Origin of the sequence: Actinomadura opuntiae (assembly GCF_030283205.1) — a bacterium.
In the GTDB taxonomy this organism is placed as follows: Bacteria; Actinomycetota; Actinomycetes; order Streptosporangiales; family Streptosporangiaceae; genus Spirillospora.
On record NZ_JASNWF010000002.1, the window covers coordinates 183,286 to 209,772 of the forward strand.

Here is a 26,487-nt window from a genome sequence, read left to right on the forward strand (position 1 = left end):
CGGAGTTTCCGATGTGCGGTATTGGGAATTCTTGCCACTAGCGAGGGAACGGAGGCGCATGGTATGGAGGTCGTCCTCGAGATGACCCTGCCGAGGAGCGCCGAGAGCGCTCCGCTGGTCAGGCATACGCTCGACGCCTCACTGCGCGGCCTCGGCGTCCCGCCGGAGGTCCGCGCCGACATCGCGCTGGCGCTGGGCGAGGCGTGCGCGAACGTGATCCAGCACGCCACGGCGGGCAAGGACTACGAGGTCAGGGCCCGGATGGACGGCGCCAAGTGCGTCGTGGAGGTCATCGACGGGGGCGCCGTGGTGACCATGACCGAGGGCGCCGACGCGCCGCGGACGCCGTCCGGCTGGGACGCGCCGCTGGCGCCGCCGGGCGCCGAGCACGGGCGGGGGCTGCAGTTGATGCGGGCGTTCACCGAGGAAGTCCACGTGCTCGATCGCGTCCAGCGGAACGGGGCGATCGTGCATTTCGAGAAATCGTTCGCCGGCTGACGCGGAATCGACCCGCGCCATTCGCGCGAAGGCCCGGCGGTGTGCGGACACCGCCGGGCCGTTCGCTTCCGGGACGGTCAGCCGGTGACCGCCAGGTCGTGGTGCTTGACCGGCTTCGGCGCCGGCGCCTCGGCGGGACGCTGCGCGGCGGCGCGGCCGCAGGTGGCGGACGCGACCCGCACGGCGCCCTTGCCGCCGGGCAGGTTCAGCTGCATGGCGGTGACGGCGAGCCGCCCGTCCGGCATCGGCTGCTGCTTGTTCAGGACGAGCGAGGTGCGGCCGACGCCCTCGACGTCCACCGGGATGGTCGTGTTCGGCGGCGGCGTGGCGTCCAGCCGCTTGCCCGCGACGACCGCCTGCGTCAGGTGCGCGCCGCCGCGGCCGTCACGGCAGGTCGCGGTCACCGCGTCCGCCGCGAGCTTGGCGGTCGGGACGGCCAGGTGGGAGACGTTGGAGCGGGCGTTCGCCGGTGTCGCGTCGACGTCCAGCGCGGAGGCCCGGACGAGCTTGGTGCGGTCCTCGCGCAGCAGGCTCTTGTGCGCGGCGCCGCGCTCGGACGAGACGGCGGGCACCGGCGGGACCGCGCCGAGCGGGCCCGTGACGGCCAGCCCGTAGGCGGACCCGACCGGGTCGGACGGCGCGGCCAGGGCGGCCCCTGCGGCGGGGACGGCGGCGGCGGTGAGGCCGGCGGCGAGCAGGCCGGCGGTGGTCATGCGTCTGAAGGCGTGCATGGATCGTCTCCGATCGTGTGTGGGTCCGGGTGGACGGGGCGGCCGCGCTGGGCGGCGGCCGCGCGGTGAGGCGTCACTCGTTGATGAACACGAGGCTTCCGAGCGGGACCTTGGCGAGGGACTGCAGCGCGTCCTGGGGCACGCGCACGCAGCCGTGCGTGACGGCCTTGCCGAACACGGAGCGGTCGGGCCAGCCGTGCAGGGCGACGGTGCCGGGCCCGCCGCCGAAGGTGTCCAGGGTGGCCGAGTGCGTGCCGAGCGGCAGCACCAGCGGGCTGGGCGTCTTCTTGGCGGGAGCGAGGTTGGCGAGCACGAAGGTGCGTCCGGCCGGCGTCGGCGTTTTGGCGCCGCCGACCGCGACCTTCCAGGAGCCGGCGGGCTTGCCCGACTTCAGCAGGGTGAGCCGGCGCTGCGACAGGTCGACCCTGACGGTGTAGGGCGTGTGCGCGGTGAGCAGGCCGTCGGCGGTGCCGGAGATCCAGCCGCTCGCCCGGTTGGGCCGGCTGGGCAGCAGGACGCGCCGCCAGTCCCCGGAGCTCTGCACCACCGGCACCCAGGTCGGGCCGCCCAGTTCCTGGGCGGGCAGCGTGGCGACCGTCCGCCCGCCGGGCTTGTCGAGCACGGGGACGGGCTTGGCGGGATGGACGACGAGCCCGCCGGTGGCGCCGCCCGGCGCGGTGTCGCGCGGGACGCCCTTGAGGCGGGCGAACGTGGTGGCCTCAGGAGCGTCGGTGCCGCCCGCCGGGGCCTGTGCCGGCGGCGCGGCCCGCTTGGCGCCGTCCTTCGCGGACGCGGTGCCGGCCGGCGAGGGCCCGCAGCCGCCGAGCAGCAGCCCCGCACCCGCCGCGAGCGCGCCCGCCGCCAGAACGGCGCGGGAGCGGCGTTCGGTCATCTCGGCCTCCCCGCAGCATTTCCGGCATTCCGGCCGGGCCGGCCCGGAAAGGCGGCGCGCTCGGGAAGGGCATTGTCATTCGCCATGGGGCCGGATGCTAGTAGTGGTCACGGCGCGTGTTGGGTAAACGCCGAAAAAGAGCCCGGCGCGTCCGGGCGGGTGACCGAATAATTGCCGTCTGTTTTCCGTTTAACGGGAGATTTGGCAATTGTAGGATTTTGGGGGCCGCGCGGGGACGGCGCGGAGATGATGGGACCCGGGGGGAAGGAAGGTCAGGCCAGCATGGGGAACGAGCCGCCGTCACCGTCGCCGTCGGTGTCGCGCCCGGCCGCCGCGGCGCGGAACTCCGCGAGGCCCCACAGCAGCGCGGCCCGCGCCGGGGCCGGCATCGCGTCCAGCACCCCGGCGAGGTCCGCGCGCCGCCGGACGCGCAGCCGGTCCAGCAGCGCCTGCCCGTCCGCGGTGAGCCGGACGGTGACCTCGCGGCGGTCCCGGCCCGGGTCGCGGATCAGCAGGCCGGCCGCCTCCAGCCGGTCGCACAGCCGGCTCGCCGAGGACACCAGCGCGTCCAGCCCGGCGGCCAGGCTGCTGATGTTGACCGGCCCGCGCTCCAGGATGAAAAGCGCCCTGAGCTGCGTCGACGGGACCGGCACGTCCGGCGCGTTGTGCGCGTGCGACCATACGCCCATCAGCGTGAACGCGGCGTCGTCGAGGACGGCAGCGGACCGGTCCGCATCATCACCCGACGTGTCCACCATGCCCTCCACTGTTACACACGACATTCCAGACGGCATCCCGGGCCGGTGGCGCCCCCGGGCGAGATGAGGGACCCGATGCATTCCCCATCCGGACGCGGCGAAGCGTTCGAGGCGATAGAGAAGGCGATCTGGGCCGCCCCGCCGGACGGGCTGGCCAGTGCGGTGACCGGGGAACTGGCCCGGCAGTGGCCCGGCGCGCGCGCCGAGGTGCTGCTGGTCGACTACCGGCAGGCGTACCTCGTCCCGGTCGTGCGGGACCTCGCCGAGGTGTTCGGCCGCGACCCCGGCGGCGAGGACGTCGCGCTGGACAACACCGGCCCCGGCCGCGCGTTCGCCGGGCAGCAGCCGATCCGGGAACGGTCCGGAGGCGTCGGCGCCGACTTCGTCCACCTCCCGCTCACCGTGCAGGGCGAGCGGCTCGGCGTGCTGACCGTCCGCCGCCCCGGCGAGGCCGGCACCGGGGGACCGGAGCCGGAATGGCTCCTCCCGGCGGCGCAGGCCCTCGCTCGCGCGCTGAAGATCGCCGACTTCGCCACGGACCGGTACCGGCGGGTCCGGCGGCGCACGCGGCTCACGGTGGCCGCCGAGATGCAGTGGGACCTGCTGCCCCCGCTGTCGCGCGACGCCGCCGGGTTCCGGCTCGCCGGCCAGCTCGAGCCCGCCTACGCGGTGTGGGGCGACAACTTCGACTGGACGGTGTCCGGCGACCGGCTGACGCTGACGGTCAGCAACGGGATGGGAACGGGCACGACCGCCGCGACGCTCACCCATCTGGCGGTCAGCGCGCTGCGCAACGCGCGCCGGTCCGGCGCCGACCTCGCCGAGCAGGCCGTGCTCGCCGACCAGTCGGTGTACGCGCTGCACCGGGGCGAGCGGAGCGTCGGGACGCTGCTGATGGAGTTCGAGCTGGCGTCGGGGCGGGTCCGGGTGGTGGACGCGGGGTCGCCGAAGCTGTACCGGATGCGCGGCAACCTCACCGAGGCGATCGAGTTCGACGAGCAGCTGCCGCTCGGGATGTTCGGCGACAGCCGCTACTCCGTCGAGGAGTTCACCGCCGAGCGCGGCGACCGGCTGGTCGTCGTCAGCGACGGGGTGCACGCGGCGCTGTCGCCGGGGGGCGAGCCGTACGGGCCGGTCGGGCTCCTGCAGGCGCTGCGCGACACACGGCTGCAGCAGCCGCCGGAGGCCGTCCGCGCCCTGGTCCGGCGCTTCGTCGCCTACCACGAGGGCGGCGAGCCGGCCGACGACGCGGTGATCGTCTGCGTCGACTGGGACGGCGAGGCGGGCGACGGCGAGGCCGAGGACGGCGGGGCCGTCGAAGACCGCGGGGCCGGCGCGGCGGGCTCCGGGGACTAGCGGGGGAGCTTGACGACCGTCACGAAGAAGTCGTCGATCCGGCGGACCACCGACACGAACTGCTCGAAGTCGACCGGCTTGGTGACGTAGGCGTTGGCGTGCAGGTGGTAGCTGCGCAGGATGTCCTCGTCGGCCTCGGACGTGGTCAGCACGACGACCGGGATGCTGCGCAGGTTCTCGTCGGCCTTGACCTCCGAGAGCACCTCGCGGCCGTCCTTGCGCGGCAGGTTCAGGTCCAGCAGCACCAGGTCGGGGCGGGGCGCCTCGGCGTACTCGCCCTCGCGGCGCAGGAACGCCATCGCCTGCTCGCCGTCGTCGACGACGTGCAGCGTGTTGGCGACCTTGTTGTGCTCGAAGGCCTCGGTGGTCAGCAGCACGTCGCCCGGGTCGTCCTCGACCAGCAGCACCTCGATGGGACGCGGCCCGTCAATCATTGTCGTCTCCGATGGGAAGGGTCCAGTGGAAGGTGGTGCCGGGGTCGTTCTCGCCGCGCTCGTCCTCGTCGAGCCAGATGCGGCCCCCGTGGTACTCGACGATCTTCTTGCACAGCGCCAGGCCGATGCCGGTGCCGGTGTACTCGTCACGCGGATGCAGCCGCTGGAAGATGAGGAAGATGCGGTCAGCGTACCGGGGTTCGATGCCGATCCCGTTGTCGGCGCAGGTGAACAGCCACTCGTCTCCCTCCCGCCGGACGTCGATGGCGACGCGGGGCGCGACGTCCGGGCGGCGGAACTTGATCGCGTTGCCGACGAGGTTCTGGAACAGCTGGGTGAGCTGGGTGCGCTCGCCGGGCACCGTGGGCAGGTCGCCGATCTCGACCTGCGCGCCGGTCTCCTCGACCAGCGAGCCGAGGTTGTCCAGCGCCTGGCCGGCGACCTCGTTCAGGTCGATCGCGTCCTCGGGACGGGCCAGGCGGCCGACGCGGGAGAAGCCGAGCAGGTCGCTGATGAGGGCCTGCATCCGCTTGGCGCCGTCCACGGCGAACACGATGTACTGCCGGCCGCGCTCGTCCAGCTGGTCGCCGTACCGGCGGTCGAGCATCTGGCAGAAGCTCGCCACCTTGCGCAGCGGCTCCTGGAGGTCGTGGCTGGCGACGTAGGCGAACTGCTCCAGCTCGGCGTTGGAGCGGCGCAGCTCGCCGGCCTGCTCGTCCAGCAGGACGGCCCGCTCGGTGCTGGTCCGCCACTCCTCGATGATCCGCCGCCGCATCGCGTCGATGATCACGGCCAGCTCGTTGATCTCGGCCGGGCCGGAGACGTCCAGCCGGTGCGCGAAGTCGCCCTGCGCCACCGCGCGGACCTGCTCGCCCAGCGACGCGACGGGCCGCACGACCGTCCGCCGGATCACCAGGGCCAGCAGCAGCACCGCCAGCGCGGCGACCGCGAGGGCCGCGCCGACCGACCACAGCGCGGTGTTCGCGCGGACCTGCAGCCGGTGGGCGGCCCGCTTGTGCAGGGCGGTGATGCCGCCCTGCAGGGGCGTCATGCCGTTGCGGGCGCGGTCGAACAGCCCGCCGGCCTGCCGGCTGCGGCCGCCGCTCAGCCCGCCGCCGCCGCGCTCGGCCGCGATCCGGTCGGCGAACCGCACGCGCCATTCCCGCGAGCTGGCGGTCACCTGGTCGACGAGGCGGACCACCCGGTCACCGCCCGGGACGCCGGCCAGCAGCGTCCGCATCGTCGCGGCGGACGTCGCCTCCTGCGCGATCGCCGTCCGGTACTCGGCGAGCCGGTCCGGGCCGCCCTCCTCGGTGTAGCGGCGGATCGCGGTGTCCTGCGCGGCGATCGCCGAGGACAGCTTGTACTGCTCCAGCGCGACCGGGTCGACCCGGTTCACCAGCGTGCCGCGCGCCTTGCCTGCCTGGTACAGCGCCGACCCGGCCACCGCGCACGCCGCGATCAGCAGGACGCCGAGGACGACGGACCCGATCCGGTAGATCTGCACGAGCCGGACGCGGCGGATGCCCTGCGGCTTGGGCAGCTCGGCGTCGGGCGGCACCAGCGGCGGCGCGAGCAGCTCGGGGCCCTCGTCCTCCGCCTCGCCATCCTCGGTCTCGCTGTCCTCGGTCTCGGCGTCCTTGGTCCCGGTCTCGTCGCTCTTGGACTCGCCCGGTTCGGGCTTGTCCTTCGCCTCGGCCTCATCTCGCCCGGCCCCGGTCTCGTCGACGCCGGCCTTGGCCTCGTCTTCGGGGGCCGCTTCGCGGGGCTTCTCCTCGGGGGCCGCCATCACAGCTCACCCCGGCTCAGCAGCAGCACCGCCAGGTCGTCGGACAGCACGTCTCCGTTCAGCCGCTCCGCCTCCGCGATCAATCCGTCCACCAGCACGTCCCCGCGCTCGCCGCGGGCATGCGCGGCCTGCGCGAGCTTCTCCAGTCCGGACAGGTCGAGGCGCTCGCCGTCGTCGCCGACGCAGCCCTCGATCAGACCGTCGGTGTAGAGCATGATCCCCCAGGTGTCGCCGAGCTCGAGCTCCTCGGCCGGCCAGTCCGCGCCGGGGATGAGCCCGAGCGCGGGTCCGTGCGGGCCGTCCGGCAGGGCCCGCACGCCGGACGGGTCGAACAGCAGCGGGCACGGGTGCCCGGCGCGGTGCAGCCGGGCGGTGCGGCGGTCCGGCGTGATCGTGAACATGCACAGGGTCGTGAAGATCTCCTCGCCCCAGCGCTCGTGCTCCAGGACGGCGTCGAGCGTGGACAGCAGGTTCCCGCCGGTGTGCCCGGCCAGCACCAGCGTCCGCCACGCCATGCGCAGCCGCACCCCGAGGGACGCCTCGTCGGCGCCGTGCCCGCTGACGTCGCCGATCACCGCGTGCACGGTGCCGTCCTCGGTCTGCACGGTGTCGTGGAAGTCGCCGCCGAGCAGCGCCCGGTCGCGGCCCGGCCGGTACCGGGTGAGGTGCCGCAGCGAGTCGTCGGTGAGGATCGGGACGGGCAGCAGCCCGCGCTCCAGCCGCGCGTTCTCGCGGCCCACGGCGCGCGCCTCGACCAGTTGCCGCTCGGACTCGTCGGCCCGCTTGCGCTCGATCGCGTAGCTGATGGCGCGGCCGAGCAGGGCGCCGTCGACGTCCTGCTTGACGAGGTAGTCCTGGGCGCCGGCGGCGACCGCCTGCACGCCGACGTGGGCGTCGGCGAGCCCGGTCAGCACGAGCACGGCGGTGGTGGGGGCGCGGGCGATCACCTGGCGCAGCGCGTCCAGCCCGGAGGCGTCCGGCAGCGACAGGTCGACGATCACGCACTGCACCTCGGGGCGCAGGCTCTCCAGCGCCTCGGCCAGCGTCCGGGCGACGGTGATCTGCACGTTCGGCTGGACCTCGGTGAGCAGTTCCTCGAACAGGAACGCGTCACCCGGGTCGTCCTCGACCAGCAGGAGATGCGGCGAGCCCGCCACCCCCGGAAGGCGTTCGGCACCGCGATTGTGCATCGCGGTCATCTATCAGCTCCTTCGCCCCGGGAGGCCCCTGCGGTGAGGCGGCGTTGGTTGCCTTCGAGCAAATATTAAGGGCAGTCCGGCGGTGGCAGGACCGAGACGCACACTATGGGGTGTTCCAGTAGCGCGGTAACGATCGTCATCCCCGGGCCACTTCCTGGTGATGGACACACCAGGACGGACGGAGGAGCACGCGGTGGCAGACCCAGCCCCCCGTGACGGGGTCCCCGACGACAGACGCTTCACCGCGATGTACGACGCCTGCCGGCAGCGCGTGTGGGCGTACGCCGCCGCGCGCGCCGGGCGCCAGATCGCGGACGAGGTGGTGAGCGAGACGTTCGCCGTGGCGTGGCGGCGGTTCGCCGACGTCCCCGACCCGGCGCTGCCGTGGCTGCTCGGCGTCGCGCGGAACGTGCTGCGCGACGGGCACCGCGCCGAGGCGCGGCGGGAGGCGTTCACGGCCGAGCTGGCCCGCTGGGCGCCGCGTCCCGCCGGCGACGTGGCCGAGGACGTGGCCGAACGGCTCGCGGTGGTCCGGGCGATGGCGGAGATCCCCGAGGGCGACCGGGAGATCCTGATCCTCGTCGCCTGGCAGGGGCTGAGCCCGCGCGAGGCGGCCCGCGTCGTCGGCTGCTCGCCGGCCGCGCTGCGCGTCCGGCTGCACCGGGCCCGCAAGCGCCTGCTGCGCGCCGCCGAGTCCGGCACCGAGGCGGGCGCGCCCGCGATGCATCCGGGCACGGGCGCCGGCGGTACGGCGCGCCTTCCGGAAACGGGCGCCGCGGCGGCCGGCGGCGCGGGGCCGGACGGCGCCGCGCGCAGGTCGAGGGCGGAGGCGGCGGGTCGTCCGGTACGTCCGCAGATCGGAATCGTCAGTGGGGAGAGGGCATGAACGACGTGCTGCGGACGCTGCGCGAGGCCAGGCCGGCGGAGCTGAGCCCGGACGCGCCGGTCGACGAGGGGGTGCGGCGGGCGGAGCTGGCGCGCGCGATGGCGGCGCCGGCGGGTGACCGGACGCGGGAGGCGCGCGTCCCGCGCCGGGCGCGGGTGCGGCCGATGTGGGGGCTCGCGCTGGCCGGCGCGGTCGCTGCGGCCTCGGTGGGCGTGGTCGCCGTCACGTCCGGCGGCGACGGCGGGGCGCCGGGGACGCGGGGCCACGGCCCGCAAGCCGGCCCAGACGAACGTCCGATGGACGCCCGGACGGTACTGCTCGCCGCCGCCGAGAAGCTGGACGCGACGTCCGAGCCGGCCGGGGCGTACTGGCACAAGGTGGTGATCGACAGCGACGCGATGATGGCCACCGGCGCGGGCGGCGAGCGCTACAGCGTCGTGCTCAGCGAGAAGGGCGAGGAGTGGGCGCCCGCGAAGCCCGGCGGCAAGATAATCGGGCGACAGCAGCGGCTCGGCGTGACGCCCGCGACCAAGGCCGACGAGGCGGCGTGGAAGCGCGCGGGATCGCCGTCGACCCTGTCGCTCCAGGTGGCGATCCAGCCGAGCGGCAAGGGCGGCTACAAGGCCATGAAGGTGTCGACGGGGCCGGGGCCGGTGGAGACGAGCCGCACCCCGCTCGTTGACGGCGACAAGGTCTACTGGCTCGGCCGGAACGTGTCGATGAAGCAGCTGCAGGGTCTGCCGAGCGACCCGAAGCGGCTGAAGAAGGAGCTGCTGCGCTGGTACGGCGGGCATGACACCGAGTCGTCGAGCGTGCCGATGAAGGCGGACGCGTGGCTGTTCCGCGTCGCGGGCAGCCTGGTCACCGAGCTGCCGGTCACGCCGAAGGTGCGGGCGGGGGCGTTCCGGATGCTCGCCGGGCTGAAGACGGTCCGGTCGGTCGGGAAGGTCACCGACGTCAGGGGGCGCACCGGGAACGCGATCGGGATGGAGGAGAAGGAGCTGAGCGGGGTCGTCCGGCACCTGCTGGTGATCGACCCGCGCACCGGAAAGGCGCTGGCGGAGGAACGGGTGCTGGTGAAGCCGTCGGCAAAGGAGCCGCGGCCCGCCGGGACGGTGCTCGGCTCCGCTGCGGTGATCGCGATGGAATGGACGGATTCCGCGCCGAAGTGACGCGCCGGGCAATGGCGGGCGCCGGTTAGCGGGCGCGCGTTGGGGAGGGGACGGTGCCGGGCCGCGACGGGCCGCGCGCCGCCCCTTCCGCCGCTTCCGCTCGAAACCTTCGTGATCGGGATGTGATCAGGCGCTTTTCGGGGTCCGGCGAGCGGTTTGCTGGGCGGCCCGGCGCTGCGCGGCGGCGGTGCGGGCGCGGTTCAGGCTGTCGCGGACGCGGGCCGCGCCGCGCATTGCGGTAGTGGAGTCCTTGACGCGTCCGGCATAGGCGGCGAGGACCTCGCCGACGGGCGGCGGCTGCCATTCCTCCTTGGCGGTGACGGGCGGGACGGGGGGCGTGCCGGATCCGGTGGCGGGCACCGTGGTGGGCGCAGTGGTGGGCAGGGTGGCGGACGGGGTGTCGGGCCCTGCGGCCGGCACTGCGGCGGGGGCGGTATTTCCGGGCACGGGGACGAGCGCGAGATGGGAATGGCAGTGCGGGCACTGCACCCCCGGATGAGTGTCTCTGCTCATAGCACAAATCATTACCCGTGCCACTGACAAAACGGCGGCGCGCCCTTTTGGCGATCACCCGTCAGCGGCCCGGCCGCGTCCGGATCAGGGCGCGAGGGGCCGCGCGCCTTTGCGCGCGGCGGGATGGGCCGACCGCCGTCCGAACGAGGAAAAGGGCTGGTGGGGACGGGTGCGGCCGGTCGCCTCGGGATGCTGGTGGCGGACGAACAGCAGCCCGCAGCACACCAGCGCGATCGCGACCGCGAGCCAGGCGGCCATCCGTCCGGCCCGCAGCCCGTACCCGCTGGTGATCCACAGCACGTGCAGGACCCAGCGCCGCCACTGGCGCGGCTCGCTGCGCCGGCGCATCTCCAGCGCGCTGTAGCGGAAGTCGCGCGCGAGCCGGGCGCGGTCGGAGCCGGCGGTGGCGCGGGCCAGCTCCCGGTAGAGGGCCTCCAGGCCGCCCCCGGCGTCGCCGGCGTCGCGCGCCAGGTCGTCGGCGAGCACGGCGCGCGCGCCGCCGCCTCCGAAGAGCCGCCACCGGCGCCGGCCCGGGACGGTCGCGAACGGGCAGTCGCCGCTGATCCGCAGCCGGTCGGGATGGACGAGCCCGAGGAACCCGCACCCGCTGAGATCGACGTCGGCGAGGTGCAGGTGCGCCGCGTCCACCCGGCGCAGCGACACCACCCGGACCGTCGCGGGACCGGTCCACGACTCCGGCTCGGCGAGCCCCTGGATCGGCTGCGGCAGCGAGCGGACGTTCACCGCCGCGTCGAAGCAGGCGCCCTCCAGGTCGAGGTCGGCGCGCCGCAGCCGGAACTCGGCCTCGCCGTGCACCGTCACGGCGCGCGCGTTCACCAGCCGCGCCGCGGCGTGCACGCGCAGCCCGCCGCGCGCCGTCGCGTCCGCGAGCCCGATCCGGCCGCCGGCGGCCAGCGGGCCGAGCCACAGCCCGCGCCGGAACCGGGTGCGCTCGAACCGGGCGTGCCGGGCGACGCGGACGCGCCGGAACGAGACGGCGCCGCCGAAGCAGGCGCCCTGCATCGCCGCGTCCCGCCCGAACCGGGCCCGGTCGAAGCAGGCGGCGCCGATGAACACCGCCTTGCGGAACGCGGCGTCGGCGTGCCAGACGGCCTCGCCGAACAGGGCGTCCCCGGTGAACACGGCCTCCTCGAAGGAGGCGTGCCGGTGGAAGCGCGCCTCGTGGAAGGAGGCGTTGCCGCCGAACCGCGCGCCGCGGAAGGAGACGTTGCCGAAGAAGCGGGCGTCGAAGAACGAGGCGCCGCCGAGGAAGCAGGCGCCGTCGAACGAGCTGTCGCCCTCGACGCACGCCCCGCGCAGCACCGCGTGCGAGGGCAGCACGGCGCCGTCGAACCGGGTGCGGCCGAGGTGCGGGCGCCCGTCCGGGCCGGTGACCGCGTCGAGCACCGCGTCCAGCAGCCACGCGGGGACCGTCACGCCCCGCAGGTCGAGGTCGCCGCCGGGGCGCAGCCCGGCCGCGAACCGCGCGAACTCGGCGGGCCCGAGGTGGGCGGGGCAGCCCCCGAGCCCGCCGGCGGCGCGCCCGGTGCATCCGTGGACGGCCGCGCACCGCGGCCACAGGACCGCGGTGGCAGGCGGAGGGGAAGGCTCGTGAGAGGTCACACGTCCCGTTCTACCTACACCGGGTTCCGGCGGGAAGCTCTCCCGGTGGCCAGGTCGTTACTTCCGCATGGTTACTGTACGCAGGGGAACGGCCACACTAGGACGTTGATTGGCCGTTTACCACGCCCGTCACCGGTTTCGCGCAAGTCCCTGGTTCTTCTTCGGGTTTGTCCGTGCCGACGTACTGTGAGCGCATGGGGGAACGGAGCCGCTGGATCGCCGACCTCGACGCGCGTCCCGGCGACGCGCCGGAACTGGCGGACCGGATCCTGCGCCGCCTCGTGGACGCGGGGATCGTGGTGGCCGGGCGGACCGACTGCGTGCTCGGCGACGTCTCCGGCGGCCACGCGCCGGGCCCCGCCGCCGGGTCGGTGGTGATGGGCGACCCGGCCGGCTTCCCGGACGTGTGGCCGAACGGCATGGAGATCGACGTCGGCCGCGGCGCCTACTACGGGACGATGCGCGAGGACGACCGGGTCCGGTGCCCGCGCTGCGGCGCGTGGCTGCCGTTCGAGACCGTCCTGGACGCCGTCGAGGAGTGGCAGGACGGCGGCCCGGACTCGCTGGCCTGCGCGCGCTGCGGGGTGCGGACGGGCTTCAACGGGTGGCGGTGGCCGGTGCCGTGCGCGTTCGCCGAGCTGGGGCTGCGGTTCTGGAACTGGCCGCCGCTGAGCGAGGCGTTCGTCGCCGACCTGGCGGCGCGGCTGGGCCACCGCCTGGTCGCCGGATCCTTCGGCACCTGACCGCCGGATCCTTCGGCACCTGACCGCCGGGTCCTTCGGCACCTGACCGCCGGGTGCTCCGGTACGTGGCCGCCGGATCCTTCGCCGCCCGGGCGCCGGACGCCGAGTGATCACCGGGAACCGCGGGCATGATCGACGTATCTGACTCTTCGCCGAAACATCATCGTTCCACCGCTGTTCACCTTGGTCAGGGAAAATTGGGGACATGACCGTCAATCCAGGACAACATCTTCCTCGTGCCACCGAAGCGCTGCCCGACGACCGCTTCCTCGACCGGGAGGAGAGCTGGTTGCGCTTCAACCAGCGCGTCCTGGAGCTGGCGGAGGATCCGGAGCTGCCGCTGCTGGAGCGCGTCCGGTTCCTGTCGATCTTCTCCAGCAACCTCGACGAGTTCTTCATGGTCCGCGTCGCCGGCCTGGCCCGCCGGATGGCGACCGGCCTGGCCGTCCAGTCCGCCAGCGGCCGGCAGCCCCGCGAGGTGCTGGCGCGCACCGGCGCGGTCGCGCACCAGCTGATGCGCCGGCACGCCGCGTGCTTCCGCGAGGAGGTCCTGCCCGACCTCGCGCAGGAGGGCATCGAGATACTGCGCTGGGACGAGCTGGCCGAGACCGAGCAGGAGCGGCTGCGCCGGCTGTTCCGCGACCGGATCTACCCCGTGCTCACCCCGCTCGTCGTCGACTCCGCGCACCCCTTCCCCTACATCTCCGGGCTGTCGCTGAACCTCGCGGTGATCGTCCGCGACCCGGAGACCGACGCGACGATGTTCGCCCGGGTCAAGGTGCCGCCGCTGCTGCCGCGCTTCATCGAGGCGTCCCCGGACCGGTTCACCCCGCTGGAGGACGTGATCGCCGCGCACCTCGGGCAGCTGTTCGTCGGGATGGAGGTCGTCGAGCACCACGCGTTCCGGGTCACCCGCAACCAGGACCTGGAGATCGACGACGACATCAGCGAGGGGCTGCTGCAGGCCCTCGAGCGCGAGCTGCTGCGCCGCCGGTTCGGCCCGGTCGTCCGGCTGGAGGTCGAGGAGTCGATCTCCGAGGGCGTGCTGGAGCTGCTCACCACCGAGCTGGCCATCGAGGAGGGCCAGATCTACCGGGTCGTCGGCCCGCTCGACCTCGGCGGGCTCGGCGCCATCGCCGACCTGGACCGGCCCGAGCTGAAGTACCCTCCGTTCGTGCCGTCCAAGGAGGCGCTGCCGGAGGACGTCAGCATCTTCTCGGCGATCCGCGAGGGCGACGTGCTCGTCCACCACCCCTACGACTCGTTCACCACGACCGTGCAGCGGCTGATCGAGGACGCCGCCGCCGACCCCGGCGTGCTGGCGATCAAGCAGACGCTGTACCGCACGTCCGGCGACTCCCCGATCGTGGACGCGCTGATGAGCGCCGCCGAGGCGGGCAAGCAGGTCGTCGTGGTCGTCGAGCTGAAGGCGCGCTTCGACGAGCGCGCCAACATCGCCTGGGCGCGCAAGCTGGAGACGGCCGGCTGCCACGTCGTGTACGGGTTCGTCGGGCTGAAGACGCACTGCAAGCTCGCGCTGGTCGTCCGGCAGGACTCCGACGGGCAGCTGCGCCGCTACTGCCACATCGGCACCGGCAACTACCATCCGAAGACCGCCCGGCTCTACGAGGACTTCGGCCTGCTGACCTGCGCGCCCGACGTCGGCGAGGACGTCAGCGCGCTGTTCAACCACCTCACCGGCTACTCCCGGCAGAGCCACTACAACCGGCTGCTGGTCGCGCCGAACAGCCTGCGGTCCGGGCTCGTCCAGCGGATCGAGCACGAGATCGACAACCGCCGCGCCGGGCACCCCGCGCGGATCCGGGTCAAGTGCAACTCGCTGGTCGACGAGGTGGTCATCGACGCGCTGTACCGGGCGTCGCAGGCGGGCGTGCCGGTGGACGTGTGGGTGCGCGGCATCTGCGCGCTGCGCCCGGGCGTGCCGGGGCTGTCGGAGACGGTCCGGGTGCGCAGCGTCCTCGGCCGGTTCCTGGAGCACTCGCGGGTGTTCGCGTTCGAGAACGGCGGCCAGCCGGAGGTGTGGCTCGGCAGCGCCGACCTGATGCACCGCAACCTCGACCGGCGCGTCGAGGCGCTGGTCACGGTCACCGACCGGACCCAGCGCGACGAGCTGATCGCGCTGCTCGACCGGGCGATGGACGAGGGCACGCACGCCTGGACGCTGGCCGGCGACGGCACCTGGACGCGCAACGAGGCCGCCCCCGGCGAGACGCTGCTGGACATCCAGACCCACCTGGTGCGGAGCCGGCGCTGGAGGACGGTCGATGCGTGACGCCGGCGGCACGGCGGAGCCGATCCGCGCGGCGGCGCCGATCCGCGCCGCGGGCGCCCTGCTGTGGCGGGACGGCCCGGACGGCCCCGAGTTCGCGGTGGCGCACCGCCCGCGCTACGACGACTGGTCGTTCCCGAAGGGCAAGCTCGACCGGGGCGAGCACGTGCTGCGCGCCGCCGTCCGGGAGATCGAGGAGGAGACCGGCCTGGTGCCGCGCCTCGGCCGGCGCCTGCCGACCGCGCGGTACCGGCACGGCGACCGGCCCAAGCAGGTCGACTACTGGGCGGCGCGGCCCGTCGCCGAGGCCGCGTTCACGCCGAACGAGGAGGTCGACGAGCTGGCGTGGCTGCCCGCCGGGGAGGCCGAGGAGCGGCTGAGCTACCGGCACGACGTCGACCTGCTCCACGCGTTCCTGGACGGCCCGCCGCGCACCTGGCCGCTGATGATCGTCCGGCACGGGTCGGCGGGGGAGAAGCACGACTGGCGCGAGCCCGACGAGCTGCGCCCCCTCGACGCCCGCGGCCGCGCCCAGGCCGCCTCGCTGGCCGCGCTGCTGCACTCCTACGGCCCGGCGCGGCTGTTCAGCTCGGCGACCGCGCGCTGCCTGGAGACCGTCCTGCCGTACGCGCGCCGCGTCCGCGCCGAGGTCGTCACCGACGCCGCGTTCACGGTCGGCGAGACCGGCCCGGACCGCGCGCGGGAGCGGCTGCTCGGCCTGCTCGACGACGGCGCCCCGGCCATCGTCTGCACGCACGGCGAGAACGTGTCCGAGCTGGTCAGCGGGCTGTGCCGGGAGCTGGGCGAGAAGGTGCCGGACGACCCGGCCCTCCGCAAGGGGGAGTTCTGGGTCGCCCACATCGACGGCGGCGCGCTGGCCTCGCTGGAGCGCCACGCCCCCTAGGGCCCGGCGCTCAGAAGGCCGGGCCGAGCGTCTGCGACCAGGTCACCGACAGCTCGTCGCGCGCGGCCTCGGCCGCGCACCGCTCCCACCCGTACAGGACGCCGAGGTCGAAGGCCTCCTTCGGGTCGCCGGTGCGCGCCGCCGCCGCCTTGAGGTACTCCATCGCGATGACGCCGTCCTGGTGGCCGCCCAGGACCTCCTGGATGCGCTTGGCGTCCTTCGCCACCCGCTTGGCCGCCACCCCCAGCACCGGCATCGCCAGCTCGGCGGCGTACCGCGCGCGCTTGGCCGCCTTACGGGTCTCGTGCCGGGCGACCTCCGCGTCCTCGGCGATCGCGATGGACGCGTACGCGCGTCCCATCCGGTCCCACGACCGCGTCACCAGTTCGGGGAGTTCCTTGCGCGCCTTGCGTGCGGCGGCCTCCGCCAATGGCGGCTCCGCCATGAGGCGGTCCAGCTCGTCCAGCAGGGCGAAGTAGCGGGGCTCCTTGAGGGCGGCGTTCAACCGCCGGTAGGCGGTGCTCTCCTGACGGGCCAGATCGTCCAGCCAGGCGGGGGACGCGCCGTCCAGCCGCTCCTGGAACCGCATCCGCAGCACTTCGAGGTCGCGGACCTCGCCCAGCACCCCGGTGAGCCATCTCAGCTCCGGCACGAGCGGCTCGGTCCGCTCCTCGTCGAGGACGGGCCGGTACGCCTTCAGCGCGCTGCGGATCCGGCGGACCGCGATCCGCATCCGGTGCACCGCGTCGGCCTCGCCCAGCCGCGCCTTCGGGTCGAACCGCACGACGGCCTCGACCTGCGCGGCGAGGTAGGCCATCACCGCGTCGCCCGTCGTCGCCGGGCCCTTGCCGTTGTCGATCGCCGCCACCAGCCGCGCCCGGCACACCGCCCGCGCCCGCGCCGCCTCCGAGGGCATGATCGCGTCGCCCAGCAGCCGGCCCAGCTTCGAGGAGGACTTCGACCGCCGCGCCCCGGCCTTACGCAGCCGCTTGCCGGCCGCCTTCAGCAGCTCGGCCGTCCCGTCGCCCAGCTCGACCTCGATCTCCCGCCACCGCCGCGCCCGCCCGCCCGCCGCGCCGCGCACGTCCTGGCCGGTCACCAGGTCGTCGGCGACCTCCGCGAGCATCGTGCCGTCCCCGTCGTACAGCCGGACGACGGTCCGCCGCGTCTCCAGCGTCGCCACCGGGTCCAGCGGGGCGCCCCGCGTGTACGCCGCGATCAGCCCCGCGAGCCGCGCCGGGACGACCCGCGGCCGTCCCAGCGGCGCCCGCAGCTCCTGCTTGCCCTCCGGCCCGGCCGGAACCTTGAGATGCCAGCCCGCGTCCGCTCCGCCGCGCCGCCGCCGCAGCGTGATCCCGTGCGCCGCCAGCTGGAGATCCGCCGTGTCGAAGTAGGTCGCGTGCAGCTCGAAGGTCTCCGGCTCCTCCGCGGACGCCACGCCCGGCAGCCCACCGAACTCCGGAAGGACGAAATCGGCCTCGGCGTCGTACTTGTGCTCGATCTCCAGATGCCTCTCGGGCACGATCAGCTCCTTACGGGGACGGGTCCAACGGCGGCGGGCACACCCGGATGACCACCATTTCACGGCAAGATGAACGGAAGCGGAAATGCTGGCGGCCTACGATTCGTGCGTGCGCACCCTGGTCCTCTGGGACATCGACCACACCCTCCTCAACGCGGGCGGCCTGTCCGTGGACATCTACGCGCAGGTGTTCCACCGCGTCATCGGGCGCCCGCCCGAACGCGTCGCGCCGATGGCGGGCCGCACCGACCGCGCGATCACGACGGACACGCTGCGCCACCACGGCATCGACCCCACGCCCGACGTCCTCGCGGCCTTCACCGACGCGCTCGCCCTCGCCTTCGAGGCGCGCGCGCCCGAACTGGCGGCCCGGGGGCGGACGCACGACGGCGCGCGCGCCGTCCTGGAGGCCCTCGCCGCCCGGCCGGACGTGATCCAGTCCGTCCTGACCGGCAACATGGAGCAGATCGCCGCCTGCAAGCTGCGGGCGTTCGGCCTCGACGCGTTCCTTGACCTGGAGATCGGCGCCTACGGGATGGACGGCGTCGAACGGCCGCCGCTGGTGGAACTGGCCCGCGAGCGCACCGCCGCCAAGTACGGGGAGCGGTTCGGGCCGTCCAGCACCGTCCTGATCGGCGACACCCCGCACGACGTCCGCGCCGGTCACGAGGGCGGCGCCAGGGTCGTCGCCGTGGCGACCGGGGCGACGTCGGCCGCCGAGCTGCGGCTTTCGGGCGCCGACACCGTCCTGCCCGACCTGACCGACACCGCGCAGGTCATCGACCTCATCCTCGGCACCGCCGGCTAACGCGCGGCATCGGCCTCCGGACGGGGGGACGCCGTGAGCGTGAGGCTGCCGGGCAGGGCCGCCATGGCGTCGCGGAAGCGGGCCGCGAGGCCGGACGCCGCGGGCGGGCCCGCCGCCGTGGCGGCCCAGTCGTCGAGGGCGTGCCGCCACGCGGCGACCATCATGTCGCCCGCCAGCCGGGGCCGCGCGTCGTCGGGCAGGTCGAGCCGGCGGTGCAGGACGGCGAGCACGGAGCGCATGGTGCTCTCGCAGAAGTGCAGGCCGTGCGCGTCCATCGACGGGGTCCCCTGGAGCAGGCGATAGCTGGCGAGCGCCCGGCTCGCCCATTCCTCGTCCGCAACCCGGTCCAGGGCCGTGAGCAGCGTCGACTCCATCAGGCCCAGCAGCGGCCGGCCGTCGGCCGGGCCGTTCTCCAGCTCTTCGAGGAAGACGCGCCACAGGTCCTCGAGCGGCGCCATCGCGACGTCCTCCTTGCCGCGGAAGTAGCGGAAGAACGTGCGCTTGGACACCTCGACCTCGGCGCACACCTCGTCCAGCGTGACCCGTCCGAAGCCGTGCTCGCCGAACAGGTCCAGGGCCGCGTCGATCAGCGCCTGGCGGGTGCGCTGCTTCTTGCGTTCGCGCAGCGACGAGGCCGTGGTCATGGCTTGAGTGTACCCGGGCGGCGAACGCCACTTGCAGGCTTGTGCCACTGAGTGGCATAAGATGGTGATCACCTCTCCTGCGAAAGGCGGCACCCATGCGCGCTCTGCTCATCGACCACTCGGCCCCCTCCGGCCTGCGCCTCGGCGAGGCCGCCGACCCCGTCCCCGGGCCGCACCAGGCGCTCGTCCGGGTGAGCGCCACCTCGCTGAACTTCGGCGAGGTCAGGCACGGCATCGCCGGCGCGCCCGACGGCGCCGTGCTCGGCTGGGACGCCGCCGGCGTGGTCGAGCGCGCCGCCGCCGACGGGTCCGGCCCGGCCGCCGACGCCCCCGTGGTCACGGTCGGCTTCGACGGCGCCTGGGCGGAGCTGCGCGCCGTCGACACCGCCATGCTCGGCACCGTCCCGGCGGGGGCCGACCTCGGCGCGATCAGCACGGTCCCGGTGGCGGGCGCCAGCGCGCTGCGCGCACTGCGCAAGTTCGGCCCGCTGCTGGGCAAGCGCGTCCTGGTGACGGGCGCGACCGGCGGCGTCGGCCGGTACGCCGTGCAGCTCGCCCGGCGCGGCGGGGCCCGCGTCGTCGCGTCCACCGGCGACCCGGCCGCGCACGGCGACACGCTGCGCGCGCTCGGCGCCCACGAGGTGGTCGCCCACCCCGAGCAGACGGACGGCCTGGTCGACGGCGTCGTGGACAACGTCGGAGGCTCCCAGCTCGTCGCCGCGTTCGGCACGCTGGCGCCGCACGGCACCCTGGTCGCGGTCGGCCACGCCACCGACGAGCCGGAGGCCTTCCCGTTCGGCGCACTCTTCGGCAACGAAGGCCGGCACGACCGGTCGCTCGTCACCTTCTACCTGCTCGGCGGCCGCGTCGACCTCGCCTCCGACCTGACCTGGCTGGCCGGGCAGGTCGCCGCCGGGCATCTCGACCCCGGCACCTCCTGGCGCGGCGGCTGGGAGCAGGCGGACGAGGCCGTCGCCGCGCTGCTCGGACGCCGCCTGCACGGCAAGGCGGTCCTCGACGTCGCCTGATGACGGCCGCCCTTCGCGGGCCGGGCGTCCTGGCACACTGCACGACGTGAGCAGGGAAGAAGGGGCGGGGCGGCGCGGGCGCCCGGCGCGGCTGACCCGCGACCGCATCGTGGACGCGGCGGCGCGGATCGTCGGCCGCGAGGGCAGCGCCGCGCTGTCGATGCGGAAGGTCGCCGACGAGCTGGGCAGCGCGCCGATGAGCATCTACCGGCACGTCCGCGACAAGGACGAGCTGCTGGTGCTCGTGCTCGACCGCATCGTCGCCGGCCTGCCCCGTCCCGAGCTCCCGGCCGACCCGCGCGAGCGGCTGCTGACCCTGCTGACCTGGGAGCACGACGAGCTGGCGAAGCGGCCGTGGATCGCCGGGGTGCTGGCCGGCGGCGACCTGATGGCGCCCGCGATCGTGTGGCTGCTGGAGGAGATCTACGCCGCGTGGCGGGCGTGCGGGCTGACCCTCGCGCAGGCCGCCGCCGCCAACCGGATCGTCTGGGGCTTCCTGCTCAGCGACCTGCTGCAGCGCGCCGACGCGCCGCGCGGCCGGGCGCCCTACCAGGTCGCCGTCCCGGCGGCGGTCGACCCGGCCGTCCACCCCAACCTCGCCGCGCTGGCCGGCTACTGGACCGCGCCCGACCGCCGCGACCGCTTCGCCGCCGACCTGGCGTCCCTGGTCGGCGCGCTGGTCGCCGCGCCGCCCGGGGACGTTTGACAATTTTGCGTACGCGTACGCACCATGGACCCATGGATGCGCTCACCCTGTACCGGCGCTGGCTCTTCGACGCGTGGTCCGGGGACTACGGCGTCCTCGGCGAGATCCTCACCCCCGGCTTCGCCGGCCACTGGCCCGGCCTGGAGGTTCACGGCCCGGACGGCGCCGCCGAGCAGATCCGCCGGTCCCACGCGTACTTCTCCGACATCGCCACCACGCTGGACGTCGGGCCGCTCGTCGACGGCGACCTGGTGGCCGCCCGCTGGACCTTCCACGGCTCCTACCGGGGCGGGATCCCCGGCGCCACCGCCGAGCCCGGCACCCGGATCTCCTTCGCCGGCCACGACCTGTTCCGCATGGAGGGCGGGCGCTTCGCCGAATACTGGCCGGTCTCCGACGGGCTCGGCATGATGTCGTCGCTGGGCGCCCTCTGAGGGTGCGCCGTCTTGGGCCCGGGTTGTAGAACTTTGTCCATGCCTGAGCTCGTCCCTCCCACGACCCGCGTCCACGCCTCCTTCCTCGCGGCGATGGCGGAGTTCCGCGACGAGGGGCGCGGCGACCCCGACGACCGCAGCCAGATCGGCCGCGACCTGCGCGAACTCGGCATCGAGGGGCTGACCGTCCCGGACGCCTTCGCCGCCTACGTCGCCCGCCTCAACGCCGAGCCGCTGCCGGAGACGCCGCGCCCCGACGGCTTCGTGCCGTCCACCACGTTCTGGCTGGTCGACGGGCCGGAGTTCCTCGGCCGGATCCAGCTCCGCCACCGGCTCACCGAATGGCTGCGCGACGTCGGCGGCCACATCGGCTACGACGTCCGCAAATCAGCCCGCCGCCGCGGCCACGCGTCCCGCATGCTCCGCGAGACCCTCCAGTACGCCCACGGCCTCGGCATCGACCCGGCCCTCGTCACCTGCGACGTCGACAACCTCGGCTCCCGGAAGGTCATCGAGGCCTGCGGCGGCGTCCTCGAGGACGTCCGCGCCGGCAAGCGCCGCTACTGGATCCCGACCGCCTAGAGCGCGAGCTTGAACCCCTCGTGGCTGCGGGCGAAACCCAGCGATACATAGAAGCGGTGCGCGTCCTCGCGCCGCTTGTTGCTCATCAGCTGGACGAGCCCGCAGCCGCGTGCGCGCGCCCTTGCGATCGCGCAGTCCATCAGCGTCCGGCCGAGCCCGCCGCCGCGCCGGTCCGCGCGGATCCGCACCGCCTCGATCAGCGCCCGCTCGACGCCGCCCTTGCCGAGCCCCGGAATATAGGTCGCCTGGAGGCACCCCACCACGGTGCCGCCGTCGATCATCACCAGCATCTCGTTGCGCGGATCCTCGTCGATCGCCGCGAACGCCCGCTCGTACGCGTCCGTCACCACGACCGACGCCGGATCGACCACCTTCTCCTCGTCCGCCAGCAACGCCAGAACCACGGGCAGATCGTCACGCGTCGCCGGACGCACAAGAACCATGCCGCCGACCCTAACCCCGTGGCATCCGCCCGCCGGACGGATGCCACGGGCACCGGTCAGCAGCCGTTGAGCATCGTGGTGAGCGCGCTCTTCTCCGCGCTGTCCACGGTGAGGGCGTAGTACCACTTCACCTGCACCCAGGCGCGCGCGTACGTGCAGCGGAAGGCGGTGCGGGACGGCTGCCACTCGGCGGGGTCCTTGTCGCCCTTCGCCTGGTTGACGTTGTCGGTGACCGCCCACAGCTCGGGGCCGCCGAGGTCGTTGGCGTAGTCCTGGCGGTGCGCGGTCGTCCAGGCCCAGGCGCCCGACGCCCACGCCTCGGCGAGCGGGACCATGTGGTCGATGTCCAGATCGGCGGGGGACGTCCAGGTGGCGCCGTCGTACGGCGAGTACCAGGACCCGGACGTCGGGTAGCAGGAGGAGTCCGTGCTCACGTTCGTGCCGTCGCGCTTGAGGACCGTCTCACGGGTGTTGCAGGCACCGGAAATGGTGATCCAGTGCGGGAACAGCGACCGGTCGTAGGAACTGGCATGCGATTCGGCCGCCACGGTCAGCTCTGTGAGCCGGGTACGGGCCGTGTCGGCGGACGGGATGTTCGGCGGAGTGGCGGACGCCGGAGCCTGCACGGCGACGAGCAGTGCGCCCAGCAATGCCACCGGCAGCAGGAACAGGAGCAGACGTCGCATCGAGGATGCCCTTCTGCGGCCGCCCACCGGCGGGGACCGGACTCCCCGAACAGGACACGGGGACGACAGCCCCGATACCGTGACATTCAGGGCAACTCAGTGAAACGTCACTGATTGCCCAGAACCCACCCCCACCTTGGTCGAAACCTGTCGACCAAACCCCCCACCAGCAGCAACCTCATCCCCACCCGCCACCCCGCCACAAAAATTCACCTGCCCCGCCCCACGCATTAACGCGCCATTCCCACCCCCCACCGGCGCTGCCAATTGAGGTCAGGCTCCTTGAAGGAAACGCAAAGCCCCACCTAGAATCCGCGCGTGCATGCCGATACAGTCCGGGCCAAGCGAAACCGCACGCTCGGCACCGCCCTGCTCGGGCTCGTTTCCCTGGTCGGCATACAGGCGTGCACCGCGTCCCCGGCCTCCCCGCACTCCAAAGCGTCTCCCCCTGCCCTGGTGGAGAAGGACGCTGCGGGCCTCGTCACCCGAATGCCGGACATCGGCCGCGCGGTCTCCGGATCGATCCCGGCCGACGTCGCCAAGGGCAAATACTGGATCGACCCGTTCAACGACCGGACGCGTGAGCTGCACTTCGTCTGGGAGAACTTCGATTCCCTGCACAACCGCCTGCTCACCGTCCACGTGACCAGGAAGGCGAGCATCTCCAAGGCGAAGGCCAAGGCCGCCTACGTCAGAGACGAACTCGCAGATGACCACGTCCGTGAGGGACGGCAGGTGGTGGACACCGGCCGCATCAAGGAAATTGCGCACCTCGCGGACGAATGCATGAGCTTCCAGATATCACGCGAGAACGCGGCACGGGCGATTCCCGCCCCCGACCCCGCGCACTACTCGATGAGCGGCCGGTATCTGTATTGCCGCTTCAAGAACGTGAACATGGTGATCGACTGGGAGGGTTTCGACTACACGCGCCCTTGGACGTTGGACACAGGGACCGGACTGGACGAGGTCTCCGCCGAGCGCGACGTGGAGCGCATAGCCCGCGCCATAGTCACCGCCCTCCGCTAATCGCCGCACACCACGCGATACGCCTCCCCCAGCTCATCCGCCTCCGGCACGCCCAACCCGCCGACCGCCCCCACAACCTCCGCCGCCCGCCAGTAGTTGGACGGCACCAGCCGCCCGCTCGTCACGGCCTCCAGCGCCCGGTGCGCCGCCTCCTCGGGCTGATCCGCGGCGATCAACGCCAACGCCAGATCGAGCCGCGCGGAAGCCGCGCGCCGCGGGCGCGCCGGCCCGCTGACCGGCGTCTCCAGCCGGGCGAGCACACCGCGCGCGTACGGCTCGGCCGCCGGATCCCCGAGCCAGGACAGCGTGGTCGCGGTGTAGGCGTCGCTCTTCGCCGGGTCGTAGCGGAAGTGGTGCTCGGGCCGCTCGGGCATGGCCAGCGGCGAGACGAGCCGCTCCACGCGGCCGAGCGCGTCCCGCGTCTCCCGCCCGGCGCCGAGCCGCGCCCACGCCCGCCCCTCCTGTGCCGTCGCCTGGATGAACGCCGACCCGTCCTGCGGCGCGATCTCCTGCGCGCCCCGCGACAGCCGGACGGCCTCCCGGTAGTCCGCATCGGTGAGGGCCTGCCACGCGCTCGTCTCCAGCGTCCACGCGACGATCTCGGAGTGCCTGGCATGCTCGGCGAGCTGCGCGGCCGTCCGCAACCGCGCGACGGCCGCCGCCCGCCGCCCGAGATCGATGTCGCACGTCGCGGCCAGCAGCGACAGCCACGCCCCGACCACCACGAGGCGCCGCCGCTCGGCCAGCATCATGCGCGCGTCCATGAGCTGCGCCACGTACCCGAGGTGCCGCCGCGTCCGCGCGAGCAACTCGCCCGGCGCCGACCGCGGGTAGGCGGAGGCCAGCTCGTCCACCGTCAGTTCCAACGCGACGAGCGTCCCTTCGCCCACATCACTCGCCGCCACCCGCCGCACCAACTCCAGCGCGTCCACCTCGTCATCCTCACCCAGCGCGCCGACACCCCTCTTCTCGACCGTCATGACCCTGGCCGTGTGTCAGGGAGGAGGACGGTCAGTTCGGCTACGGCCGGGTGCTTCGGGTAGCGCGTCTTCAAGATGCGGTGGACGTGGGCGATGTCGCGGAGGGTCTTCGTGCCGCCCGTCGTCGCGAGGATCTCGATGGCCGCCCGCAGTTCGGCGACCGTGTGTTCCGGATCGCCCGCCAGCGCCCGTGCCGCCGCCGCCTTCACGCGGTACCAGGCGACCCACTCGGATTCGCGGGTGCCTTCGGGCATCGCCTGGATGCCGTCGGTGAGGAGATCGGCGGCGGTGGCGTGCTCTTCCAGGTACCCGAGGATCAGGCCGCGCTGCATGGTGAGCATCGCGGAGCCGTAGAAGTAGAGGCCGTCCGGGTCGGTGCCCCTTTGCCCGGCGAGGACGTCCTCGGCTCGGCCGACGGCGCGGAGGGCGCCCTGCCGGTCGCCGAGCAGGGCCAGTGCCCGGCCGCGCTGCTGGGTCGCGACGGCGCGCGTGCCCGCCGCCGTCGCCATCCCGGCGGCGGTCTCGGAGAGGCTTGCCATGTCGCGGTACTCGCCGCTCGCCCAGGCCAGATGGCCGCGCATCGAGAGCGCTGTCGCCGCCAGGTCCTTGTCGCCGGCCTGGAGCCCGAAGCGCAGTGCCTGGTCGTAGAGCGGTGCGGCGGCAGCGTGCGCGTCCACGGCGGTGTTCAGCCATCCGTTGAACTGGGACGCCTCGGACGCGAGCGCGAGCAGCCGGGCGGCGTGGGCGTCCGGAGCCTCGCGTAGCAGGCGCATCACCAGCGCCAGGTGGGCCTGCGCGGTGCCGAGCACGGCCTGCGAGCCGATCACGTCCTCCACGCGCCGCTGGTTGGCGAGCGTGACCGCCAACCCGTCGATCACGATGCCGTCGAGCCGGGCCGGATTCCGCACCGCCAAGGCCAGCCGCTCGCCCTCCTCGGAGGTCCCCGGGCCGCGCCGTCCCCTCCTCAAGAGGCGGACGCGGTCGGAGGCGACTTCACGGAACCGTTCGGCCAGGTCGGCGACGGTCAGCCCGTGCGCCTTCCGCGCCGCCCGCAACTGCACGCCGATGCACTTCTTCTCGGACACCGCAACGCACCCCCGGGCCAGATCGTGGGCGGACGCCTTCGACCCGTCCAGGGAAACACGGGACGGGCTGGTCAGGTCCTGTCTTCGGGGTGCGGTTTGACGAACATGCGCGACCGGGCGAGGCGACGATCAGGTCCTCGCCCTTGTGAGCCGGCAGGCGGGTGGCTTGGGGTGGTTACTGCAGGTGGTACTTCATGCCCATGTGGGAGGGGCGGAAGCCGATCTTCTGGTAGAAGCGGATCGCGTCGGGGCGCTGGCGGTCGGTGGTGAGCTGGACGACGCGGCAGCCGCGGGCGCGGGCCTGGTCGATGGCCCAGTTGATCATGGTCTGGCCGAGGCCGCGGCCGCGCTCGTCGGCGGCGATGCGGACGCCCTCGATCTGGGCGCGCTCGCCGCCGGTGTAGGTGAGGCCGGGGATGTAGGTGAGCTGCAGCGTGCCGGCGACCGTGCCCGCGACGTCCGCCACGATGAGGTGGTTGTTGGGGTCCTCGTCGATGGCGGCGAAGGCGGTGACGTAGGCCTCGGGGATCTCGTCGGCGAGTGTTTCGCGGGTGGCGCCCAGGGGATCGTCGGCCAGGAGCCGGACGATCTGGGGCAGATCATCCGCGATCGCCTCGCGGAAGGTCACTTCTCGATCACGCTGCACGTCACCAGGTTATCCGGGCGCTACGTTGCAATGTTCACAACGACTTGTAGTACTACGGTTCGTAGTACTACGTTGGGTGGAGACCACCCCAGAGCGAACCGCCGGT

General features: G+C 73.6%; 28 protein-coding genes. 13 read left to right on the plus strand and 15 right to left on the minus strand.

The genetic code is table 11. The features are described from left to right. Positions 1-63 precede the first annotated feature (63 nt). Positions 64-498 (plus strand): ATP-binding protein, encoded by a 435-nt coding sequence (locus QP089_RS04325; protein ID WP_285909940.1) that lies wholly within the window; start codon positions 64-66, stop codon positions 496-498. A gap of 77 nt (positions 499-575) precedes the next feature. Here QP089_RS04325 and QP089_RS04330 read toward each other — a convergent pair whose 3' ends face one another. The 3 genes from QP089_RS04330 to QP089_RS04340 form a co-directional block, all read right to left on the minus strand. After that, positions 576-1,229 (minus strand): choice-of-anchor P domain-containing protein, encoded by a 654-nt coding sequence (locus tag QP089_RS04330; RefSeq protein WP_285909941.1) that lies wholly within the window; start codon positions 1,227-1,229, stop codon positions 576-578. 73 nt (positions 1,230-1,302) lie between these two features. After that, positions 1,303-2,121, minus strand: a complete 819-nt coding sequence (locus tag QP089_RS04335) for a protein-sorting L,D-transpeptidase LdtCP (protein ID WP_285909942.1) — start codon at positions 2,119-2,121, stop codon at positions 1,303-1,305. Between the two features lie 272 nt (positions 2,122-2,393). Continuing rightward, positions 2,394-2,879, minus strand: a complete 486-nt coding sequence (locus tag QP089_RS04340) for a MarR family transcriptional regulator (RefSeq protein WP_285909944.1) — start codon at positions 2,877-2,879, stop codon at positions 2,394-2,396. 75 nt (positions 2,880-2,954) lie between these two features. Between QP089_RS04340 and QP089_RS04345 the strand changes: the two genes are divergently transcribed. After that, entirely contained in the window at positions 2,955-4,235 is a 1,281-nt protein-coding gene (locus QP089_RS04345; protein WP_285909945.1) for a PP2C family protein-serine/threonine phosphatase, read from the plus strand. Here QP089_RS04345 and QP089_RS04350 read toward each other — a convergent pair. The 3 genes from QP089_RS04350 to QP089_RS04360 are packed head-to-tail and all read right to left on the minus strand — an operon-like array spanning position 4,232 to position 7,657. Next, positions 4,232-4,669, minus strand: a complete 438-nt coding sequence (locus tag QP089_RS04350) for a response regulator (RefSeq protein WP_285909947.1) — start codon at positions 4,667-4,669, stop codon at positions 4,232-4,234. The genes QP089_RS04345 and QP089_RS04350 overlap by 4 nt on opposite strands. Then, on the minus strand, positions 4,662-6,458 hold the full coding sequence (locus QP089_RS04355; RefSeq protein WP_285909949.1) for an ATP-binding protein: 1,797 nt from the start codon (positions 6,456-6,458) through the stop codon (positions 4,662-4,664). The genes QP089_RS04350 and QP089_RS04355 overlap by 8 nt, the downstream gene beginning before the upstream one ends. Further along, entirely contained in the window at positions 6,458-7,657 is a 1,200-nt protein-coding gene (locus tag QP089_RS04360) for a PP2C family protein-serine/threonine phosphatase (protein WP_285909950.1), read from the minus strand. Before QP089_RS04360 ends, QP089_RS04355 begins: the two co-directional genes overlap by 1 nt. Positions 7,658-7,850: 193 nt before the next feature. On the opposite strand from QP089_RS04360, the gene QP089_RS04365 reads away from it, so the two are divergent. Together QP089_RS04365 and QP089_RS04370 are read left to right on the plus strand one after the other, a co-directional pair. Next, a complete protein-coding gene (locus QP089_RS04365) occupies positions 7,851-8,543 on the plus strand; it encodes an RNA polymerase sigma factor (protein ID WP_285909951.1) in 693 nt (230 codons plus the stop codon). Continuing rightward, a complete protein-coding gene (locus QP089_RS04370; RefSeq protein WP_285909952.1) occupies positions 8,540-9,715 on the plus strand; it encodes a CU044_5270 family protein in 1,176 nt (391 codons plus the stop codon). Before QP089_RS04365 ends, QP089_RS04370 begins: the two co-directional genes overlap by 4 nt. Before the next feature lie 126 nt (positions 9,716-9,841). Here QP089_RS04370 and QP089_RS04375 read toward each other — a convergent pair whose 3' ends face one another. Together QP089_RS04375 and QP089_RS04380 are read right to left on the minus strand one after the other, a co-directional pair. Then, positions 9,842-10,228 carry an HMG-box domain-containing protein gene (locus QP089_RS04375; RefSeq protein WP_285909953.1) on the minus strand — a complete coding sequence of 129 codons (387 nt, stop codon included), beginning with the start codon at positions 10,226-10,228 and terminating at the stop codon, positions 9,842-9,844. 84 nt (positions 10,229-10,312) lie between these two features. Further along, on the minus strand, positions 10,313-11,851 hold the full coding sequence (locus QP089_RS04380) for a pentapeptide repeat-containing protein (protein WP_285909955.1): 1,539 nt from the start codon (positions 11,849-11,851) through the stop codon (positions 10,313-10,315). Between the two features lie 194 nt (positions 11,852-12,045). Here QP089_RS04380 and QP089_RS04385 point away from each other — a divergent pair, with 194 nt between their 5' ends. The 3 genes from QP089_RS04385 (at position 12,046) to QP089_RS04395 (ending at position 15,788) form a co-directional block, all read left to right on the plus strand. Next, positions 12,046-12,594 (plus strand): hypothetical protein, encoded by a 549-nt coding sequence (locus QP089_RS04385; protein ID WP_285909956.1) that lies wholly within the window; start codon positions 12,046-12,048, stop codon positions 12,592-12,594. Between the two features lie 205 nt (positions 12,595-12,799). Next, positions 12,800-14,887, plus strand: coding sequence for an RNA degradosome polyphosphate kinase (locus QP089_RS04390; protein WP_285909957.1), 2,088 nt, complete (start codon positions 12,800-12,802; stop codon positions 14,885-14,887). Next, positions 14,880-15,788, plus strand: coding sequence for an NUDIX hydrolase (locus QP089_RS04395; protein WP_285909958.1), 909 nt, complete (start codon positions 14,880-14,882; stop codon positions 15,786-15,788). Before QP089_RS04390 ends, QP089_RS04395 begins: the two co-directional genes overlap by 8 nt. Before the next feature lie 10 nt (positions 15,789-15,798). Here the strand turns inward: QP089_RS04395 and QP089_RS04400 are convergent, their stop codons facing one another. Next, entirely contained in the window at positions 15,799-17,310 is a 1,512-nt protein-coding gene (locus QP089_RS04400) for a CYTH and CHAD domain-containing protein (RefSeq protein WP_285909959.1), read from the minus strand. A 109-nt stretch (positions 17,311-17,419) separates the two neighbouring features. Between QP089_RS04400 and QP089_RS04405 the strand changes: the two genes are divergently transcribed. Next, complete coding sequence (locus tag QP089_RS04405) at positions 17,420-18,118, plus strand: HAD family hydrolase (protein WP_285909960.1); 699 nt, start codon at positions 17,420-17,422, stop codon at positions 18,116-18,118. Here QP089_RS04405 and QP089_RS04410 read toward each other — a convergent pair. Then, positions 18,115-18,762, minus strand: coding sequence for a TetR/AcrR family transcriptional regulator (locus QP089_RS04410; protein ID WP_285909961.1), 648 nt, complete (start codon positions 18,760-18,762; stop codon positions 18,115-18,117). The genes QP089_RS04405 and QP089_RS04410 overlap by 4 nt on opposite strands. 95 nt (positions 18,763-18,857) lie before the next feature. On the opposite strand from QP089_RS04410, the gene QP089_RS04415 reads away from it, so the two are divergent. The 4 genes from QP089_RS04415 to QP089_RS04430 are packed head-to-tail and all read left to right on the plus strand — an operon-like array spanning position 18,858 to position 21,512. Beyond that, positions 18,858-19,790, plus strand: a complete 933-nt coding sequence (locus tag QP089_RS04415) for a zinc-binding dehydrogenase (RefSeq protein WP_285909962.1) — start codon at positions 18,858-18,860, stop codon at positions 19,788-19,790. Positions 19,791-19,836: 46 nt separating this feature from the next. Further along, positions 19,837-20,496 carry a TetR/AcrR family transcriptional regulator gene (locus tag QP089_RS04420; protein WP_285909964.1) on the plus strand — a complete coding sequence of 220 codons (660 nt, stop codon included), beginning with the start codon at positions 19,837-19,839 and terminating at the stop codon, positions 20,494-20,496. Between the two features lie 32 nt (positions 20,497-20,528). After that, the gene (locus QP089_RS04425) at positions 20,529-20,930 is read left to right on the plus strand and encodes an ester cyclase (protein ID WP_285909965.1); all 402 of its coding nucleotides are present in this window, start codon (positions 20,529-20,531) and stop codon (positions 20,928-20,930) included. Positions 20,931-20,969: 39 nt separating this feature from the next. Beyond that, positions 20,970-21,512: a GNAT family N-acetyltransferase gene (locus QP089_RS04430; protein WP_285909966.1), complete on the plus strand. Its 543-nt coding sequence runs from the start codon at positions 20,970-20,972 to the stop codon at positions 21,510-21,512. On the opposite strand, the gene QP089_RS04435 is transcribed toward QP089_RS04430, so the two are convergent. Together QP089_RS04435 and QP089_RS04440 are read right to left on the minus strand one after the other, a co-directional pair. Next, the gene (locus QP089_RS04435; protein WP_285909967.1) at positions 21,509-21,955 is read right to left on the minus strand and encodes a GNAT family N-acetyltransferase; all 447 of its coding nucleotides are present in this window, start codon (positions 21,953-21,955) and stop codon (positions 21,509-21,511) included. The genes QP089_RS04430 and QP089_RS04435 overlap by 4 nt on opposite strands. A 56-nt stretch (positions 21,956-22,011) precedes the next feature. Next, positions 22,012-22,641, minus strand: a complete 630-nt coding sequence (locus QP089_RS04440; RefSeq protein WP_285909968.1) for an HNH endonuclease family protein — start codon at positions 22,639-22,641, stop codon at positions 22,012-22,014. Between the two features lie 318 nt (positions 22,642-22,959). On the opposite strand from QP089_RS04440, the gene QP089_RS04445 reads away from it, so the two are divergent. Beyond that, positions 22,960-23,670 (plus strand): hypothetical protein, encoded by a 711-nt coding sequence (locus tag QP089_RS04445; RefSeq protein ID WP_285909969.1) that lies wholly within the window; start codon positions 22,960-22,962, stop codon positions 23,668-23,670. On the opposite strand, the gene QP089_RS04450 is transcribed toward QP089_RS04445, so the two are convergent. From QP089_RS04450 to QP089_RS04460, 3 genes are all read right to left on the minus strand, one after another. After that, positions 23,667-24,650 (minus strand): NsdA family TPR-like regulatory protein, encoded by a 984-nt coding sequence (locus tag QP089_RS04450; RefSeq protein WP_285909970.1) that lies wholly within the window; start codon positions 24,648-24,650, stop codon positions 23,667-23,669. The genes QP089_RS04445 and QP089_RS04450 overlap by 4 nt on opposite strands. Next, positions 24,647-25,735 carry an NsdA family TPR-like regulatory protein gene (locus QP089_RS04455; RefSeq protein ID WP_285909971.1) on the minus strand — a complete coding sequence of 363 codons (1,089 nt, stop codon included), beginning with the start codon at positions 25,733-25,735 and terminating at the stop codon, positions 24,647-24,649. The genes QP089_RS04450 and QP089_RS04455 overlap by 4 nt, the downstream gene beginning before the upstream one ends. Positions 25,736-25,910: 175 nt before the next feature. Further along, complete coding sequence (locus tag QP089_RS04460; protein ID WP_285910351.1) at positions 25,911-26,363, minus strand: GNAT family N-acetyltransferase; 453 nt, start codon at positions 26,361-26,363, stop codon at positions 25,911-25,913. Between the last annotated feature and the right edge of the window lie 124 nt (positions 26,364-26,487).